14 protein-coding genes are annotated in these 16,601 nt (G+C 58.2%); 2 read left to right on the forward strand and 12 right to left on the reverse strand.

Translation table 11 applies throughout. The features are described 5' to 3' along the window. Position 1: 1 nt before the first annotated feature. The 5 genes from AC2TEM_RS12270 to AC2TEM_RS12290 are packed head-to-tail and all read right to left on the reverse strand — an operon-like array spanning position 2 to position 5,529. The gene (locus AC2TEM_RS12270) at positions 2-271 is read right to left on the reverse strand and encodes a K+/H+ antiporter subunit F (protein ID WP_170391889.1); all 270 of its coding nucleotides are present in this window, start codon (positions 269-271) and stop codon (positions 2-4) included. Continuing rightward, a complete protein-coding gene (locus AC2TEM_RS12275) occupies positions 268-765 on the reverse strand; it encodes a Na+/H+ antiporter subunit E (protein WP_170392908.1) in 498 nt (165 codons plus the stop codon). The genes AC2TEM_RS12270 and AC2TEM_RS12275 overlap by 4 nt, the downstream gene beginning before the upstream one ends. Next, the gene (locus AC2TEM_RS12280) at positions 765-2,303 is read right to left on the reverse strand and encodes a monovalent cation/H+ antiporter subunit D (protein ID WP_170609354.1); all 1,539 of its coding nucleotides are present in this window, start codon (positions 2,301-2,303) and stop codon (positions 765-767) included. Before AC2TEM_RS12280 ends, AC2TEM_RS12275 begins: the two co-directional genes overlap by 1 nt. Continuing rightward, positions 2,300-2,659 (reverse strand): Na+/H+ antiporter subunit C, encoded by a 360-nt coding sequence (locus AC2TEM_RS12285; protein ID WP_170391885.1) that lies wholly within the window; start codon positions 2,657-2,659, stop codon positions 2,300-2,302. Before AC2TEM_RS12285 ends, AC2TEM_RS12280 begins: the two co-directional genes overlap by 4 nt. Further along, positions 2,659-5,529 (reverse strand): monovalent cation/H+ antiporter subunit A, encoded by a 2,871-nt coding sequence (locus AC2TEM_RS12290; protein WP_170420921.1) that lies wholly within the window; start codon positions 5,527-5,529, stop codon positions 2,659-2,661. The genes AC2TEM_RS12285 and AC2TEM_RS12290 overlap by 1 nt, the downstream gene beginning before the upstream one ends. Positions 5,530-5,749: 220 nt before the next feature. On the opposite strand from AC2TEM_RS12290, the gene AC2TEM_RS12295 reads away from it, so the two are divergent. Then, positions 5,750-6,223 (forward strand): rhodanese-like domain-containing protein, encoded by a 474-nt coding sequence (locus AC2TEM_RS12295; RefSeq protein ID WP_170401273.1) that lies wholly within the window; start codon positions 5,750-5,752, stop codon positions 6,221-6,223. Beyond that, entirely contained in the window at positions 6,220-7,035 is an 816-nt protein-coding gene (locus AC2TEM_RS12300; protein ID WP_170391879.1) for a PHB depolymerase family esterase, read from the forward strand. Before AC2TEM_RS12295 ends, AC2TEM_RS12300 begins: the two co-directional genes overlap by 4 nt. Here the strand turns inward: AC2TEM_RS12300 and mdoH are convergent, their stop codons facing one another. The 7 genes from mdoH to AC2TEM_RS12335 form a co-directional block, all read right to left on the reverse strand. Continuing rightward, positions 7,036-8,907: a glucans biosynthesis glucosyltransferase MdoH gene (gene mdoH / locus AC2TEM_RS12305; protein WP_170420923.1), complete on the reverse strand. Its 1,872-nt coding sequence runs from the start codon at positions 8,905-8,907 to the stop codon at positions 7,036-7,038. Beyond that, positions 8,904-10,403 carry a glucan biosynthesis protein G gene (locus AC2TEM_RS12310; RefSeq protein WP_170420925.1) on the reverse strand — a complete coding sequence of 500 codons (1,500 nt, stop codon included), beginning with the start codon at positions 10,401-10,403 and terminating at the stop codon, positions 8,904-8,906. The genes mdoH and AC2TEM_RS12310 overlap by 4 nt, the downstream gene beginning before the upstream one ends. Next, a complete protein-coding gene (locus AC2TEM_RS12315; protein WP_170420927.1) occupies positions 10,400-11,617 on the reverse strand; it encodes an OpgC domain-containing protein in 1,218 nt (405 codons plus the stop codon). Before AC2TEM_RS12315 ends, AC2TEM_RS12310 begins: the two co-directional genes overlap by 4 nt. Before the next feature lie 33 nt (positions 11,618-11,650). Beyond that, positions 11,651-13,021, reverse strand: a complete 1,371-nt coding sequence (locus AC2TEM_RS12320; RefSeq protein WP_170609000.1) for a tetratricopeptide repeat protein — start codon at positions 13,019-13,021, stop codon at positions 11,651-11,653. 180 nt (positions 13,022-13,201) lie between these two features. Next, positions 13,202-14,386 carry a CoA transferase gene (locus AC2TEM_RS12325; protein WP_170420931.1) on the reverse strand — a complete coding sequence of 395 codons (1,185 nt, stop codon included), beginning with the start codon at positions 14,384-14,386 and terminating at the stop codon, positions 13,202-13,204. Continuing rightward, positions 14,373-15,992, reverse strand: a complete 1,620-nt coding sequence (locus tag AC2TEM_RS12330) for a thiamine pyrophosphate-binding protein (RefSeq protein WP_170391867.1) — start codon at positions 15,990-15,992, stop codon at positions 14,373-14,375. Before AC2TEM_RS12330 ends, AC2TEM_RS12325 begins: the two co-directional genes overlap by 14 nt. 79 nt (positions 15,993-16,071) lie before the next feature. Continuing rightward, entirely contained in the window at positions 16,072-16,536 is a 465-nt protein-coding gene (locus AC2TEM_RS12335; protein ID WP_170391865.1) for a DUF302 domain-containing protein, read from the reverse strand. Positions 16,537-16,601 lie beyond the last annotated feature (65 nt).

Here is a 16,601-nt window from a genome sequence, read left to right on the forward strand (position 1 = left end):
CTCATTCGATGATATTGCCACGCAGCATAAAGCGCGCATAAGCCACGGTTGAGACAAAGCCGAGCATGGCGATGATCATGGCGGATTCAAAGAAGATTTCGGTCTCGATACTCAAGCCGTAAAGGATAAGCAGAGCGATGGTGTTGATCACCATTGTATCTAGGGCCAGAACACGGGTACCGACACCGTCGGCAGTAATGATACGCCACAAGCACATCATGATCGCAGCGCCGAAGCAGGCAAAAGCAAAGTAGATCGCATAGGTGATCATTCGAAAATCTCCTTCAGGCGGCGCTCATAGCGTTGTTTGATCTGGTCGCGCACCTCTTCGGGGTTCGGTGCATCCAGACAATGAACCAGCAGGTAGTGCCCTTGTGCGGACAAATCGCAGCTGACGGTGCCGGGGGTCATGGTGATGGTTCCGGCCAGAACTGTGATGGCCTCGGGCGTGCGCAGTTCCAGCGGGACGCTGACAAAGCTTGGCTGGCGGTCTGCGTCGCGTTTGAACAGGATGATCCGGGCCACCGCGATATTGGCCATCACGATATCCCATAAGACAACCAACATGTATTCCGCCACCATCGGCCAATTGCGCAGTTTCGGGCGATCCGGCCAATAGGGCTGAGTGATAAACGGAATGATGATGCCCAGTAGCAGGCCAAAGACCACCGAGTTCAAAGACCCGGTGTTTGCCAGAAACACCCACACCAGTGTAAGTAGTGCGGTCAGATGGGGATGCGGAAATATACGGTGCAGAAGCTTCATCATTCTTCCCCTCCCAGCACGGCCGAAATGTAATCTTCCGGCGCGAACAGTTGCACGGCCGTGTTGCTGGCATATTGCAGCGCCGGACCTGCAAACAGTGTCAGCAGCACAAGTCCCAGAACCGCCCCGAACACCGAAGTAAAGGCGAGGCCCGGATAGGGCTCGGGCGCGGTTGGTAGGCCGGCTTCTTCGGTTGGCTCAGGCGTCACATTATGTTGGGCGTCGTGACTTTTCCAGAAGATCAGCGTTCCCGCGCGGGCCAGACCCACGATTGTGACGAACGACCCGATCAAGATCACGGCCCAGACCGCATTTGCATCGGGCGCGCCACGTGAGGCGTCCAGTACCAGCAGCTTGCCCACAAAGCCCGATAGTGGCGGCATGCCAGCCATCGCGATGGCGCCGACAAAGAACAGGGCTGAGATCAGACCGGATTGCGGCATCGGCCTCGAAGGGGCTATGGCTCCGCCACGGCGCTCCATTACCATGTCCGCGACAAGGAACAGCAGGGCCGTCGCCAGAGTCGAATGGAAGATATAGTAGAGCGCTGCCGCCGTCGCGGCCTCGCTAAACAACGAGATCGCAATCAGCAATGTGCCCATCGATGCGATGGCGCAAAAGGCCACCATTCGCGCGATATGTTGCGAGCCCAGAATGCCAATAGCGCCAACGGCCAATGTCAGCAGTGCTGCAGGTTGTAGCCAACTACCGACTAGCCCTTCGGTTGCGGCTACATCGGGCCCAAAGACCAGCGTATAGACCCGCAGGATCGAATAAGCACCGACTTTGGTCATGATCGCGAACAGCGCCGCAACGGGCAGCGGTGCATTTGCGTAGCTTGCAGGAAGCCAGAAATGCAGTGGCAACACTGCAGCCTTGATACAGAAAACCAGTAATAGCAAGACTGCTCCAACCCGCAGCAAAGCGGTGTCTTCGGGTGGGATATCGGCCACGCGAACGGCCAGATCAGCCATGTTGAGCGTGCCGGTCACAGCATAAATCGTGCCCAATGCAAACAGGAACAATGTCGAGCCGAGCAGGTTATAGGCGACGTACTGAACACCGGCCTTCAACCGCACTGCGCCACCTGCATGCGTCATGAGGCCGTAAGAGGCAATCAGCAGGACCTCGAAAAACACAAAGAGGTTGAAGGCGTCGCCGGTCAGAAAAGCACCGCAGACACCCATTAGCTGAAAATGGAGTAGAGCATGGAAGTGTTTGCCTCTCTCATCCCAGCCAGAGCCGATGGCATAAAGGACAACCGGCAGGGCCAGCAGGGCCGTCAACAACACCATCATGGCCGAAAGTTTGTCCAACACCATTACGATGCCGAACGGTGCGGGCCAGTTGCCGAGCTCATAGACCTGAACCTCGCCACCCGATGCCTGGGCGGTAATGGTCAAGGCGATACCCAGCAATCCCACGACGCCGGCGACCGAGAAGATGCGTTGAAGGTCCAAATGATATCGCAACACCATAATGATAAACGGGGCCAGGATCGCGGGCAGGACGATCGGCGCGACGATCCAATGGTTCATGCGTCTTCTCCCGGTGCGTCCACGCTATCGCTTGCGCTCATATCGATATGGTCATCCTTCGAGGACAGATAGGCGGACAGCGAGATCATCACGATCACCGCCGTCATCCCGAATGAGATCACGATGGCCGTCAACACCAGCGCCTGCGGTAGCGGGTCGGTATAGGGGACATCTTCATATTTGTTCAGAACGGCAGGTGCGTTCAGCGCCAGCCGCCCGGTGGCGAATAGAAACACGTTCACCGCATAGGTGATCAGGGACAGGCCCAGAATGACTGGGAATGTACGACGGCGCAGGATCAGAAATATCCCGGCGGCGGTCATCACGCCGACTGCAGAGGCTACGAGCGCTTCCATCAGGCCTGCTCCTTCTCGTTATCTTCATCCTGAGGGCTATCCCGCAGCGGGTTGATATCCATCGGGAATTCTTGTGCCATTCCCGGCTGCCACGCGAAGCGCGACAGGCTGTCGAGCGCCAGCATCACAGCGCCCAGTACCGCAAGGAAGACGCCGGTATCGAACAGAATCGCGGTGGCCCATTCGAATTCTTCCAGCGGGGGCCAGTGGATATAACCGAAATCGCTGGTCAGGAACGGGCGTTCATTGAACCATGCACCCAGACCAGTGGCAGCGGCGATCAGAACGCCCCAACCGATGGTGCCGTGATAGTAGAACCGCTGCCGTTCAATCGCCCAGGTATAGCCGCTGGCCATGTACTGCATCAGGAAGGCGATCGCGACGATGAGGCCTGCGATGAAGCCGCCGCCGGGCTGGTTGTGGCCTCGGAAGAAGATATAGGCCCCGACCATTAATGCGATGGGCATCATCACGCGGGTGACGACCACCATCATCAATGGGTGAGAGTCACCCGACTGCGGCCAATGTGGTTTACGGTTTAGCAGGTAACTGCGCACGTTGGTGCTCAGCACTGCTTCGGTCAGGGCGTAGATGATCAGGGCTGCGATGCCCAGCACGATGATCTCGCCAAAGGTATCAAAACCCCGGAAGTCGACGAGGATCACGTTCACGACGTTGGTGCCACCGCCACCTTTGTACGAATTGGCCAGATGGAATTCCGAGATCGTTGGGAAAGCAAAATCCCGCATCATCAGCGCATAGATCAAAGCGCCTGAGCCGATCCCGGCAACCACCGAAATTGCCGCATCACGCCAACGCCGTGCCGCGCTGCTGTCCCAGGGTGTGTCGGTCGGCAGAAAGTTCAGCGACAACAACAGCAGGATCATCGTCACCACTTCGACCGAAATCTGTGTCAGCGCCAGATCGGGGGCAGAAAGGTAGTTGAATGCCATCGAAACGATCAGGCCAACCACCCCGATCAACACCAGCGACAGCAGACGGTTGCGGTGGAACCACATGATCGCCAGCGTCGCACCCACCAGACAGATCCAGCCGATGATCGGGATGACCTGAGCCTCAAGCGGTACGCGTGTTTCAACGCCAATGGTGCCGGTGGTGTAGGCGTAGTAGCCAAGCCCAACGACAAAAGCCACGAAGATGATCGCATATCGGCTGAGCACACCATTATGCAGCTCGTCCGTAATCCAGCGGCTGAGACGGGTCAGCGCGTCGATGATTGCCTCGAAGATCGCCTTTGCCTCGGGCCGGGGCAGGGCGTTCCATATCTGGTCGCCGCGTTTGTGCAACGACAGCAGGAACAGGCCTCCCAGCGTCGCGACCACCGACATGTAAAGCGCAGGTGTAAAGCCGTGCCACAGTTTCAGCGAGTAATAAGGCAGCTTCTCGCCCCCGATCACGGCGCTGGAGACAACCGCGACAAGCGGGCCAACGATGGCAGCAGAATAGAGGCCGATTAGGACAACCAGCACCACAAGGAACGCCGGCGCCAACCAAAGACCGACAGGCGGGTCATGCGGATGCGCGGGGTAATCGTCCCGCTCGGGCCCAAGGAAGACATGGCTGACAAAGCGAAAGGAGTAGGCTGCTGAAAATAGCGCAGCCAGAAGCGCCAATCCGGGTACCAAGTAAGGCGAGTTAAGCCAAGTCGTGTGGACTGTCTCTTCCAGCATCATCTCTTTCGAGAGGAAACCATTCAGCGGTGGCAGACCGGCCATCGACAGGGCAGCGATGGTGCCGATAGTAAACGTGATCGGCATCAGATGCCGCAAACCACCCAGCCGTTTGACATCGCGTGTGCCGGTCTCGTGGTCCACGATCCCGGCGGTCATGAACAAGGCCGCCTTGAACGTCGCGTGGTTGATGATGTGGAAGACGGCTGCAACAGCAGCGATCGTCGTGCCAAAGCCCAGTAGCATCGTCACGAGACCCAGATGGGACACCGTCGAAAACGCCAACAGCGCCTTTAGGTCATCCTTGAACAGCGCAATCACGGCACCCAGCAGCATGGTGATCAAACCGGTAGTGGCGACGATGTAGAACCACGCATCCGTACCCGCCAGAACCGGCCACATCCGGGCCATCAGGAACAGGCCTGCCTTCACCATTGTGGCCGAGTGCAGATAGGCCGACACTGGCGTCGGAGCCGCCATCGCGTGCGGCAGCCAGAAATGGAACGGGAATTGCGCCGATTTGGTGAAACAGCCAAGCAAGATCAGGATCAGCGCAGGAAGGTAGTACGGCGAGGACTGGATCAGCTCTTTGTTCTGCAGAATGACACTCAGGTCATAAGATCCCACGATATTGCCGAGGATAAGCATCCCTGCGATCATCGCCAGCCCGCCCGAACCGGTCACGGCCAAAGCCATACGCGCGCCTTGACGACCCTCGGGCAAGTGCTTCCAGTAACCAATCAGCAAGAATGAACTGAGCGACGTAAGTTCCCAGAATATTAGCAGAAGCAGGATATTGTCGGACAGAACAATTCCCACCATCGCGCCCTGAAACAGCAGCAGATAGGTATAGAACTGCCCCATCGGATCCTCGCGCGACAAGTAGAATCGTGCGTAGAGGATGATCAGAAGACCGATGCCCAGGATCAGCAGGGCGAACAAAAAACCCAGGCCGTCCAGCATGAAGTTCGCGTTTAGTCCAAGTCCGGGTATCCAGTCGAACCGCGCGGTCACAACATCACCGCGCATGACGCTGGGAATGTGGATCAGCAATCCCATCAACGCGAGGAAGGTGGTCAACCCAGCCGCTGATGCTGCTGCGTTTCGTCCTGCCCGGATCAGGAGGGCCGGAAAGACAGCTCCGAGGAAGGGAAGGGCCGCGATAAGGAATAGGGACAAGTGCGATACTCCGGTCTGTGCGGTCAATATGACTGAATTACTAGGGATAATTTATTGACTGTCCGGAAATTGCAAGGTTCCGAAAGGTCCTAAAGCGCACATATTGGACGTGATCCACCTGTGTAACTATGACACGAACTTGATCTGAGGGTTGGATTTCCTGAAAGCGTCGCGAATTGCCATATGATAATACCGATCTGACAATGCAGGAGAGTGCCGCATGGCAGAAGGGAAACGCCGAACCCGCAGATGGGTCCTATTGGGCGGAGGGGCCGCCATTGCAGCGGGTTTCGCAATCCGCGAATACCGGCTGATCCCGCAGGCCTATGCTGGTGGTCAGATTGCGGCGGCCACAGCCCATCAACAGGCTCTCGACGGCGCGATCCATCTTATCGATATCCGAACCCCACGCGAATGGCGGGCGACCGGGGTCGCCGAAGCAGCCCATCCGCTCGACATGCGCCGTGAGGATTTCGTGCAGGCCTTGGACCATCTGCTCGGTGGGGACCGATCTGCACCTGTCGCACTGATCTGTGCACGCGGGGTGCGCTCGGCCCGATTAAGCAATCGACTGACCGAGGCTGGATTTACCAATATCATCGACGTGCCCGAGGGCATGCTGGGTTCGGCGGCTGGGCCCGGTTGGGTGCGGGCTGGGTTGCCTGTCAACGATTATGAAGAGGAAACGGGATGAGTGTCAGACACTGGTTGGCCGCGTGCTTTGTTTTTGCCGGGCAACCCGGCCTTGCGGCTTGTGGCGATACCGAGGGGATGTGCGAAACCGCATCAGGCGGATATCACATCGAACTGCCGAAAGCGGAGAACCCTCCGCTGGTTGTGTTCCTGCACGGCTATGGCGGCAGCGCCACCGGTACGCTCAAGAACCGATCCATGGTCGAGCCGTTGCTGGCGCGCGGCTACGCGGTGATGGCACCGGAAGGGTCCGAGAGAAACGGCCGAAAAAGCTGGAACTTCTTTCCCGGTTGGGAAGGTCGGGATGAACCCGCGTTTCTTCGTGAAGTAGTGCAGGACGCTGCCGACCGGTTTGATATCGACCCGGATCGCGTGGTGCTGGGCGGCTTCTCGGCTGGCGCGTTCATGGTTTATTACCTCGCCTGCGCTGCGCCGGATTCATTTTCTGCTTATGTCCCGGTTTCAGGCGGGTTCTGGCGGCCACATCCCGAAAGCTGTGATGGTCCGGTACGCATGTTCCACACCCATGGTTGGACGGACAATGTGGTGCCGCTGGAGGGCCGCCTTTTGGGCGGAGGCCGTTTCCACCAGGGCGATATCTTTGCCGGATTGGAAATCTGGCGGGTCGCCAATGAGTGTGCCGATACCAAGCCCAGCGGGTTTTCTACCACGGGCCAGTTTATGCGTCGCAACTGGATGGGGTGTGCCGAAGGCAGCGCCTTGGAATTTGCTCTGTTCCCGGGTGGCCATACGGTGCCAAACGGCTGGGCTGATATGATGGTGGACTGGTACGAGGGCTTGCCCGGCGGGTGATCATTCCGCCGGTGTGATCACGCCTTTGCCTTCGATCAATCGCTTCAACTCATCGCGATAGCGCCGGGCCGAGCGTGTAATTGCAGGCTCACTGACATCTTCGCGCATACCAACCATACGGCGCGCGGTGCCTGCCGATACGCCGCTGAGCGCAGACAATGGGATCGCCAGTGCCAGGCTGATCGCAATCGGGGCCAGCCAGACCGAGACCAGACCGGCGAGGATGCCAACGCTAAGCGCGACGCCGATGATAGTCTCAAGGCTGTGGCACAGGATCAGCGTGCGCAGCCCGTAGCTGCCACCATCGCGCGCTTGCGGGGACCAGCCCTTTTGAATGCCCAACGAGGTGCGGAACACTGCAATCATCTGCTGCACCATAAGTATAGGGGCATAGAGGATCGACAGGATGACTTCGGACAGAAATGAAGTGAAGAATTTTCGCGCTCCGCCGAAATCGGAATAGCGCACACCGCTGAGGGGCAGGGCAGCGACGCCCAAAACCTTGGGCGCCAATAGCATCGCATACATCACCAGAATGATCAGCACATGCCGTGTTTCGGACATTTCTGGCCATTGCGGGAACAGCGGATTGTCCGGGCTGAAGTAATGCAGGACCGAGGCGTCCTTGCCCTGACCGATCAAGGCCCACATCACCAAAAGTGCGAACCATAGCGGCGACATCAGATATCCGACCGCTCCGTGGAACATATGGAACCGCGAGACTGCGCGGAAGCCGGTCGAACCCAGCAGTTTCAGGTGCTGCAGGTTGCCCTGACACCAGCGGCGATCGCGCATTGCGTGGTCAATGAGGGTGGGGGGCGTTTCTTCATATGATCCGCGTATGCGCGGCAGAAAGCGCACGGCCCATCCTGCGCGGCGCAGCAATCCGGCCTCGACGAAATCGTGGCTCATGATCAGCTTGTCTTGTCCGTTTAGCGACCGCAACTTGGGCAGACCTGCGCTAGAAGCAAATGCACAGGTGCGAATGATGGCGTTGTGGCCCCAATAATTGCCTTCTTGCCCGCACCAGCGCGCGAGGCCTTCGGCAAAGGCGATACCATAGACGCCGTTGGCAAACTGCTGCATCCGGGCAAAGACCGATTGCGCGCCAATCAGCTGCGGATAGCTTTGGATCAGGCCTGCGCCGGGATCGCGGGCCAACGCATCGGTCAGGCGCGAGATCGCGCGACCCGTCATCAGGCTGTCGGCATCCAGCACCAACATCGCATCCCAGTCCGCGCCCCAGCGGCTGACCCAATCGGTAATATTACCGACCTTGCGATCCGTATTCTGGGGGCGGCGGCGGTAATAGAGTTCAAGCCCCGGTGCCAGCGTGGTCCGTAGCGCCTCGACACTGGCCTGTTCCTGCGCGGCGATCTCGGGGTCGCGCGTGTCGGATAAAATGAACATGGCATAGTGGTGCTGACCACCGCGTTTCTGCAGGTCTTCCAGCATCGTGCGGGCGTTGCCGAGCACGTTCCACGGCACCTCGTTATAGACAGGCGTCAAAAGCGCCACGCGCAACGGTTGCGAGCGTCCTTCACGCTTTGGCTGCTCTTGCCGGGACAGCGAGACCATGCCCAGCAGCACGGTGCAGACCGTGAAAGAAATCCAGAAGAAATTGAACGAGATTAGCGTCAGCAGGATACCTTCGACCAGATTAATCCCTTCGGCGCTGAACCAGTCGGACATGACCCAGAGCAGACCCAAAGTCGCCGCCATGGCAGGTGAGAAGACCAGCGCGCGCCAGAACCCGACGGAGGGAATTCGACCCCCGGCAGGTACCTGCGCATCGCGGAATCCCTGCGCAAAGTTCTGCGCTGGCATCGCCAGAGGGGCCTCGGGCGGCATGATATGAAGATCGCGGTTCATATGGTCCAACGGTAAAGCCAGACTTCAGAGGCTGGTTGTTTGTCTTTCAGCAACTGCGCGCGCAGTTCCACGTGGTTGCGTTCGCCTGGTTCGAATGAGAACGCCAGCCGCAACCCGCCCGTGTCTGGGTTACGCTGCAGAACGCCTTCTGAAGTTTCGGCATGGGGCGAGTCGACAAACACCGTGATGGCCTCGGGATCGTCAAGCAGCTCACTGGCTTCGAAATCAATCACAGCCAAACGGCCCTCGCCGAACGTGTTGTCGCCCATCGCGGTGTTGATCACGCGGGCCATAGGGGTGTGCTGCGGTTCCTCGCCCCAGATCAGGCGATAGGACAGATCAATCTGGCTGCCTGCGGCGTAGGGTTCCATCGGGCGCCAATAGGCGACGATGTTGTCATAAATCTCCTGATCCGCTGGGATTTCGACAAGCGTGACGGTGCCTTTACCCCAGTCTTCGCTGGGTTCGACCCACAAGCTTGGGCGTTTGTGATAATTGGCTTCAAGATCCGCATAGTCCGAGAACTTGCGCTTGCGTTGCATCAGACCAAAGCCGCGGGGGTTTGTGTCGACAAAAGACGAGATCTGCAGGCGAGTCGGGTTCGCAAGCGGGCGCCACAGAACCTCTCCTGCGCCGTTGCGGATCATCAACCCGTCACTGTCGTGCACTGCGGGGCGAAAATCATCGAAACGGCTGTGATTGGTCTGATCGAACAGGAACATAGATGTGCCGGGCGCGATGCCGACATGGGGCAGTTCGGTACGTGGGAACAGGGTGGCTTCAATATCCATCACGCAATCTGAACCGGCGGTAACGTGGAAGCGGTAGGCCCCTGTAACGCTGGGGCTGTCCATGAGCGCATGAACGACCATGTTACGTTGATCCGGTTCTGGACGCTCCAACCAGAAACGAATGAATTCGGGAAACTCCTCGCCATCTGGATCGCCGGTCTTCAAGGCGAGCCCTCTGGCCGAAAGGCCATAGACTTCGTGCAAACCGATGGCGCGGAAATAGCTGGCCCCTTGCCAAACGCAGAACTCGTCTGTCTCGCCAGGGCGGTGCATCTCAGTACGCAGGCGTAGACCTGAAAAGCCCAGCGTGTCGTCAATGGGCAGCTCAGGTACGTCTTCAGACTTATCGAACATGGCTAGATCAAAGGCGACCGGCTTGGTCATACCGTCCTCGACGGTCGATACTTTCACTGTGCGTGGAAAATACAGGCCCGGCGTGAAAAAATCGATGTTGAAGGGCGTCTCGGTCTCGTACCACAGCGCGCGATCCAGCCGGAACCGGATTGAACGGTATTGCTGATACGTCAGGTCCTGCCACTCCTGCGGAACCATCTCACGCTCTGCATAATCGCGGCTGGCCAGGTCGCGGGCCATTGCGATGACGTCGTCTCGGCTGAACGGGGTCTCTCCACCTGTGGCATATGCCGCTGGGGCGAAGGCCAGAGCGGTTGATGAGGCGAGAAAAGCGCGACGTGTAAAGTTCATTTCTTTGATTTCCAAGGTTGTGACTTGAACCAGGCGGCCAGATAAGCCACGCCGATGATCATGGCAAAGCCAATCATGTTGGCGATGAACACACTGGCAACATCCCGCCCACTCAGGTCCAGTCCGACGCCGATAAGTCGTGCTGCTGCCATAGAAAATACGAACACCGCGAGCGATTGCTGACCCACTTTGGTGATGATGGTCAGCAGGAACTGCCAGACTTTTGCGGCTGCCCCATGACCGGTCGCTATCAGGCGGTGGCCATGCTCACCGGCGATAACCCAACCCAGATAGGCAAGCGACAGAAAATGCAGATATCGGAATAGACCAAAGTCGGTCTTGTCGCGAAATTCTTTGGTCACTGGCCAGACCTTGCGAATCTCTTCAGCCAGATCAGGGGCTGCTGCATTGATCCAAGTGAATACCTTCCACGAGCCGAACGGCATCGAGAAGATCAAAAACAATGCTGCCGCCCAGATCAGAGTTTTCGACACCGGCGGCGCTGGAATCCAACCTCGCATGAACGCAAAGCCGGTGAAGAACAGCAATTGCCACCCGAATGGGTTGAAGAACCACTGGCGCTCTGACCAGGGCTCGGCCGGCAGGTCAAGGTAGTCGAATTGTGCAACGAGCCAGATCGTGACCGAGGCCATGGCGACCGCCCAGAATCCGATACGATATAGCCCCATAAACAGGGGCATCATCGCCAGTACCACCAGATACATCGGTAGAATATCGAAGTAGTTCGGCACATAGGTCAGGGTAAAAAGTCCGACGATCTGTGACGCCGGATCGTTGAAGAAATGCTGTAGATTGAGAGAGGAGATATAGTTTTTCTCGAACAGCCCACTCTGGTTCAGGGCTGCCATTGTCATCGCGACAAAGAAGAACAGGCAGATATGCGCCCAGTAGACCTGCCAGATGCGAAAGCTCACGCGTGCGGTGCCCATCCACCAGCCTTTGCGCATGAACGCCCCCCCAAAAGCAATTGCCGAAGCCATGCCTGAACAGAATACGAAGATCTCGGTTGCGTCCGAAAAGCCAAAGCGGGCAGGTATCCATTTGGCCCACGGATCGTTCGGAATATGGGCAATCAGGATGATGAACATCGCGATGCCGCGATAGAAATCCAACCGCGGATCGCGCATAGCGGCGGGGGCGGCGACCTGAGACGCCACCGGAGCAAAATCAGAAGCGGGCGATGCGGTCGCCATACGGTTTCTGTCCTTCTTGGTCTTTTATTGTTGTTATTCGGCGGGGACGCTTTGTGCGTCGCCGCTGTCGCGTGCGGCCTCGATCAATTCTCGGCGGGCGAGGGCGTAATTGTCCTCTCCCCCGGCACGTTTGGCGCGGCGGTCGTCCAGGATGCGCTCGACAGCATCCAGGCGGCCAGCGCGCAGGCCGGAATCAATGGTGATGCGCTCGAATACATCACGTTGGGCGTGGCTGCCACCCGCCAGTTGCATCCCACCCCGGGCATTTGAAAGAAAATCAAAGGCTTGGCCGTAAAGGCCTTCTCCAAAGGCCTCAAGCCCCTTGGCGGCGGCAATGCCCGGGTCGGACATGCGGATCGGCGTGTCACCCTGATTGCGCTGGGCGTCATTTTGAATACGCTGCAGCATATTTGCTGTAGCCTCCGAACGATTGTCCCCGGTCAATGCCAGCAAGTAGTGAAGATCGGCGAAGATCAAGCATCCGTCTTCGGTTCGGGCTGCGCTGAGATCGGCCAGTTCTTCCCAACGGTTGCCAACATCAACGCCCTCAAGCTCTAGCCGGGACAGCAGCGAGGTTGCATTCGAGATATCGCGATAGTCGTCGGTTTTGTCCTGGCGGATGTGATGATCGTAAAGCGCCATCACTTGATCGACTTGCCCCAAATCCAGATGCATCAGCGCCTTGTGCCACCAGACGTGATAGCGGAAATTGTTGCAATGCGCCCAAGCGTCCTCGCGTCCTGCGAGCCAGTCCAGTCCCAGCTGCGCGTTGCCCGTCATCTCGTGCACGTGCGCTACAGCGTGCAATCCCCAGGCGTCGTCCGAAACCATCCACAAGGCCTGACGACCGGCGATCTCGGCTTTCTCGTAGGCGCCGGTTTCCTCCAGCGCGAACGAGTGGCATCCCAGCAAGTATCCACGTCCGGCGTGGTCGGGTTCATACGCAGGCATCACCCGTTCGATCGACCGACGCATCCCCGCCGCATCGCCCAGAACGAAGCGCGTCGCATGGCTGAGCTTCATGGCCAGAGTATCCGTTGGGTGCGCCCGCAGAATCTCTTCAAATTTCTGAACGGCCTGTGATGGAAGGTCGGCCATATACAAACCAAGCGCCTCGACATATAGCCTTTCCCGGGCTGAAACTGGCTGACGCCCCATCGCTTCATTCGCGGCACTCAGCGCTTCGGCAGCGACCGCGATCATCTCGCGCCGGCCCAGCAGAACCATGAACAGCCCCTTGACCGCATGGCCCAGCGCAAAGTCCGGCTCAAGCTCCAGAACCTTCCCCAGATATTGCGGTGTGACAGCGGCATGCGCCATGAACCCAAGGAGAACACCATCCCATGCCTCGACGCTTGCGGGCTGGTTCAGGGTGTTCATCTGTCCAAAGACGTCTTGTTTCATACTCGGGTCCAATCTGATTGCGACGTTCTACACTGTTCGATGTAACAGAGTGTGCAGCCGGGTCGTAACAGTATCGACCCTGCTCTCGAATTGGTGAAATCCCGTGTGTGAGAAACGCGAAAAAAACCGCCGATTCAAGGGCATGTTTCAGCAACTTGCCGCCTAAACGGGCAGAGTGTTTCAATCTTCGAAGGGATTTTCCGCGTTCAGAACAGCCTGTGTGTCAGCCCCACAGACCGGTGGTGCGCTGCGATATGTTACAGGCGTGCGTGACAGGTTCAGGGGATTCCCGATCAGTTGCACCTCGCCAGGCTCAGCTTGCATCGAGATCTGCATCTGGCGGGCAGCGACCTGATCCGAGGCAAAAACCTGATCGAGCGTCCGCACCGGGCCAACAGGGACTTTCAGGTCTTCAAGCCCCGCGATAACGCTGCCTGTATCCAGCGCCTGAACTGCCGGGCGCAGGATCGCATTCAACGCATCCCTATTTTCAAGACGGGCCGGGTTGGTGGCAAATCGGGGATCGTCGGCAAGCTCTGGCTTTTCGATGAAGCTGCAAAATCTTTTGAACTGACTGTCATTTCCAACGGCCAGAATCACGTGCCCATCCGCCGTCTGATAGACCTCGTAAGGCACAATATTGGGATGCCCGTTGCCGCGCCGCTGAGGCACTTCGCCCGAGGTCAGATAATTCACGCCCTCATTTATCAGCCAAGCGATCTGTGCATCCACCAGCGCCAGATCGATCTGCTGACCCTCGCCAGTCATGTCGCGATGACGCAGCGCAGCCAGAATACCAACGCAGGCATACATACCACACATCACGTCAGCAATTCCGACGCCTACTTTCATCGGCGCGCCTTCGGCGTCTCCGGTCAGAGACATGATCCCGCCATATCCTTGCGCCATTAGATCATATCCGGGCTTCGATGAGTTTGGGCCTGTCTGCCCGTAGCCTGAGATTGAACAATAGACGAGGTCGGGAAACTCATTGGACAACGTTGCGTAGTCGAGCCCGTATTTCGCCAGTCCACCGGGCTTGAAATTCTCGATCAGTATATCAGCGTGCGAGGCTAGGCGTCGGACTTCTGCCTGTCCTTCGGGTGTTGCGATATCCAAGGCGACCGATTTCTTGTTGCGGTTGGAGGACATGAAATATGCGCTCAGGTCTGAGCGGTTGCCATCCGCATCCTCGGCGTAAGGAGGGCCCCATTGCCGCGTATCATCACCACCGGTCGCCGGGTTTTCGACTTTGATGACGGTAGCGCCAAGGTCGCCCAACAACTGCGTACAAGTGGGTCCTGCCAGAATGCGAGACAGGTCCAGTACCTTGACGCCTTTCAGCGGTCCTTCAGATGCGGCCATCATATCCTCCACGGTCAATTTCCGCAGCAATGACAGTGAATTTGTCTGCTTTCAACGCCTGATCCAATGCAGCCCGCAAATCGTCGCGGCTACGAACTGTGTGACCATAACCGCCGAATGCGCGGCCTAAAGCGGCAAAGTCATGGCGGTCAAAGTCCACTCCGCGATTGCCCATCTGGCGCTGGCGCTGTTTCAGTTCGATCAGCGCAAGGCTGGCATCGACAAAGACCAGAAAAATTGGGTTGCCACCCAATTCGGCGGCAGTCGACAGCTCTCCGGCAACCATCAGAAAGCCGGCATCGCCAGAAAAGCTGATCACGGGGCGATCCGGTTCGGCCAATTTCAGACCGATCGCCATCGGAACGGCACACCCCATGGTGCAGAGCGCCGAGGACTGGATCAACCCTCGTGCCTCCGAACACTCCCACATCTGACTGAGCAGAATGCGATGCGCGCCGCTGTCGGCCGTGGCGAGGGTCTCGGGTGGCAGAACGGCACGAGTTTCTGCGATGATCGCCGCCGGTCCCCAGTCTTCATCTATCGGAAAAGCATTCGCCAGCGCAGCCTTGACCTGTTCAGGCTCACCATTCGGCCAAGTCTTGCCGGCAGGGTTGCCCTTGGCAATGGCCTCAAGCGTTGCGCCGGTGTCGGCGACCAGATTTAGCCCAGCCTGATGCATGTAATGATCGTTCACCACGGCTGATATGTCGATCACGCGCTTGGTTTCTGGGTTCCATATCTCGCGCCAGCCGGGGCGCATCTCGATAGGGTCATATCCCAAACACAGTACCAGATCAGCCTGTTCCACCAGCGGGACTAGGTGCTTATCGGCCAGCGGAGACAAACCCGCCCCGCCCAGGCAGAGTGGATGATCCTCGGGCACCACCCCCTTGGCCTTGTAGGTGGTGAGAAAGGGAATGTTGAAATGCTCTAGAAATGCTCGCACCACACAGCGCGAGTCGTCGTAAAGAACATCAAGACCGATGATCGCCAAAGGTCGCTCAGCCTCGGCCACCCAGCGGCGGGCCTTTTCCAGACATTCCGCGCCAGGCGCGACAGGAGCAACTTTTGCCAGTCGACGACGTTTAACCCCTGATACGCGCGTATCGGCCACCGAGATAGGCACATCGATGTGTACCGGGCCGGGGCGCGCTTGGTTGGCAAGCGATACCGCCTTGTCGGCGATGATATCGGCCCCGTCGGCCGTCAGCATGAAGCTGCCTTTGGTGATCGAGCGATAGACTTGCGCGTGATCCATCACCTGATGGGTGTAGGTCAACGCCTCATCCGCGTCGACACATCCGGTCAGCACGATCATCGGCACCCGATCCTGCAGGGCGTTGGCGACAACATTGATCCCGTTCATCGCTCCGGGTCCGAGTGTGGCCACGAGGATTGCAGGTGCACCATCGCGATGGTGGACCGCTTCGGCCATGAAACCTGCTGAGTTTTCGTGTTTTGCAAGGTGGAAAGCAATGCCCGCGCGTTCCAGCGCATCCACCAATGTCAGAACCTCGCCGCCGGGCATTCCGAACGCATGGCGGCATCCGGCCTCGAAAAGGCGTTGTGCCAACAAATCCGCAGCGCGGGGAGACAGGTCCTGCATTAATCAAGCTCCGACAAAGTTATCTGTCAGCAGATTGCGGAGGACGCGTCCGGACGCAAGCAGGTTCACGTCAGTGTGACTATTTGACGGCGTTTTCCGCTACGGCCTGAAACTTTGCGTCCAATTCTATGGCAATCTCGCGCAGAGCGTCTCCGCCCTCGTCTGCGTAAGGGGCAAAGACGAAGCTTGGTGTCTTGTAAGAAAGGGTTGCAGTGCCGTCCTCGTTCTCGGTTACGTAGAAGCGGATGGGCGCTTCGATCATCGCGTTGGTCGAGGTTTCAAGAACACGAACCGCGTAATCGTTGTTGAATGCGCCAATCACCCGGTTGCCCGGAATGCTGATACCGCGCGAGGCCGCCGCTTTGGTCGGCCCGGCCTGTGTCACAACGATCAGGCCGTTTTCCTTTACCGCGGCCTTTGTGTCATCCACGAGGGTCTCATAGCTTTTTCCGCTGGAGTAAACCGCCCATCCAGTAAGAGGTTCGATGCCGTTGGCCCAAGCAGGCATCGCCAGCAGGCAGATCGCAGCCCAAAGCGCCCTCATGTTCTTTCCCTTCCTGTTGACTGGGGAATTGATGACAGAAAAGCGCTGAAACGGGGCTCACAATC

This window comes from Ruegeria sp. HKCCD3925 (assembly GCF_057221175.1).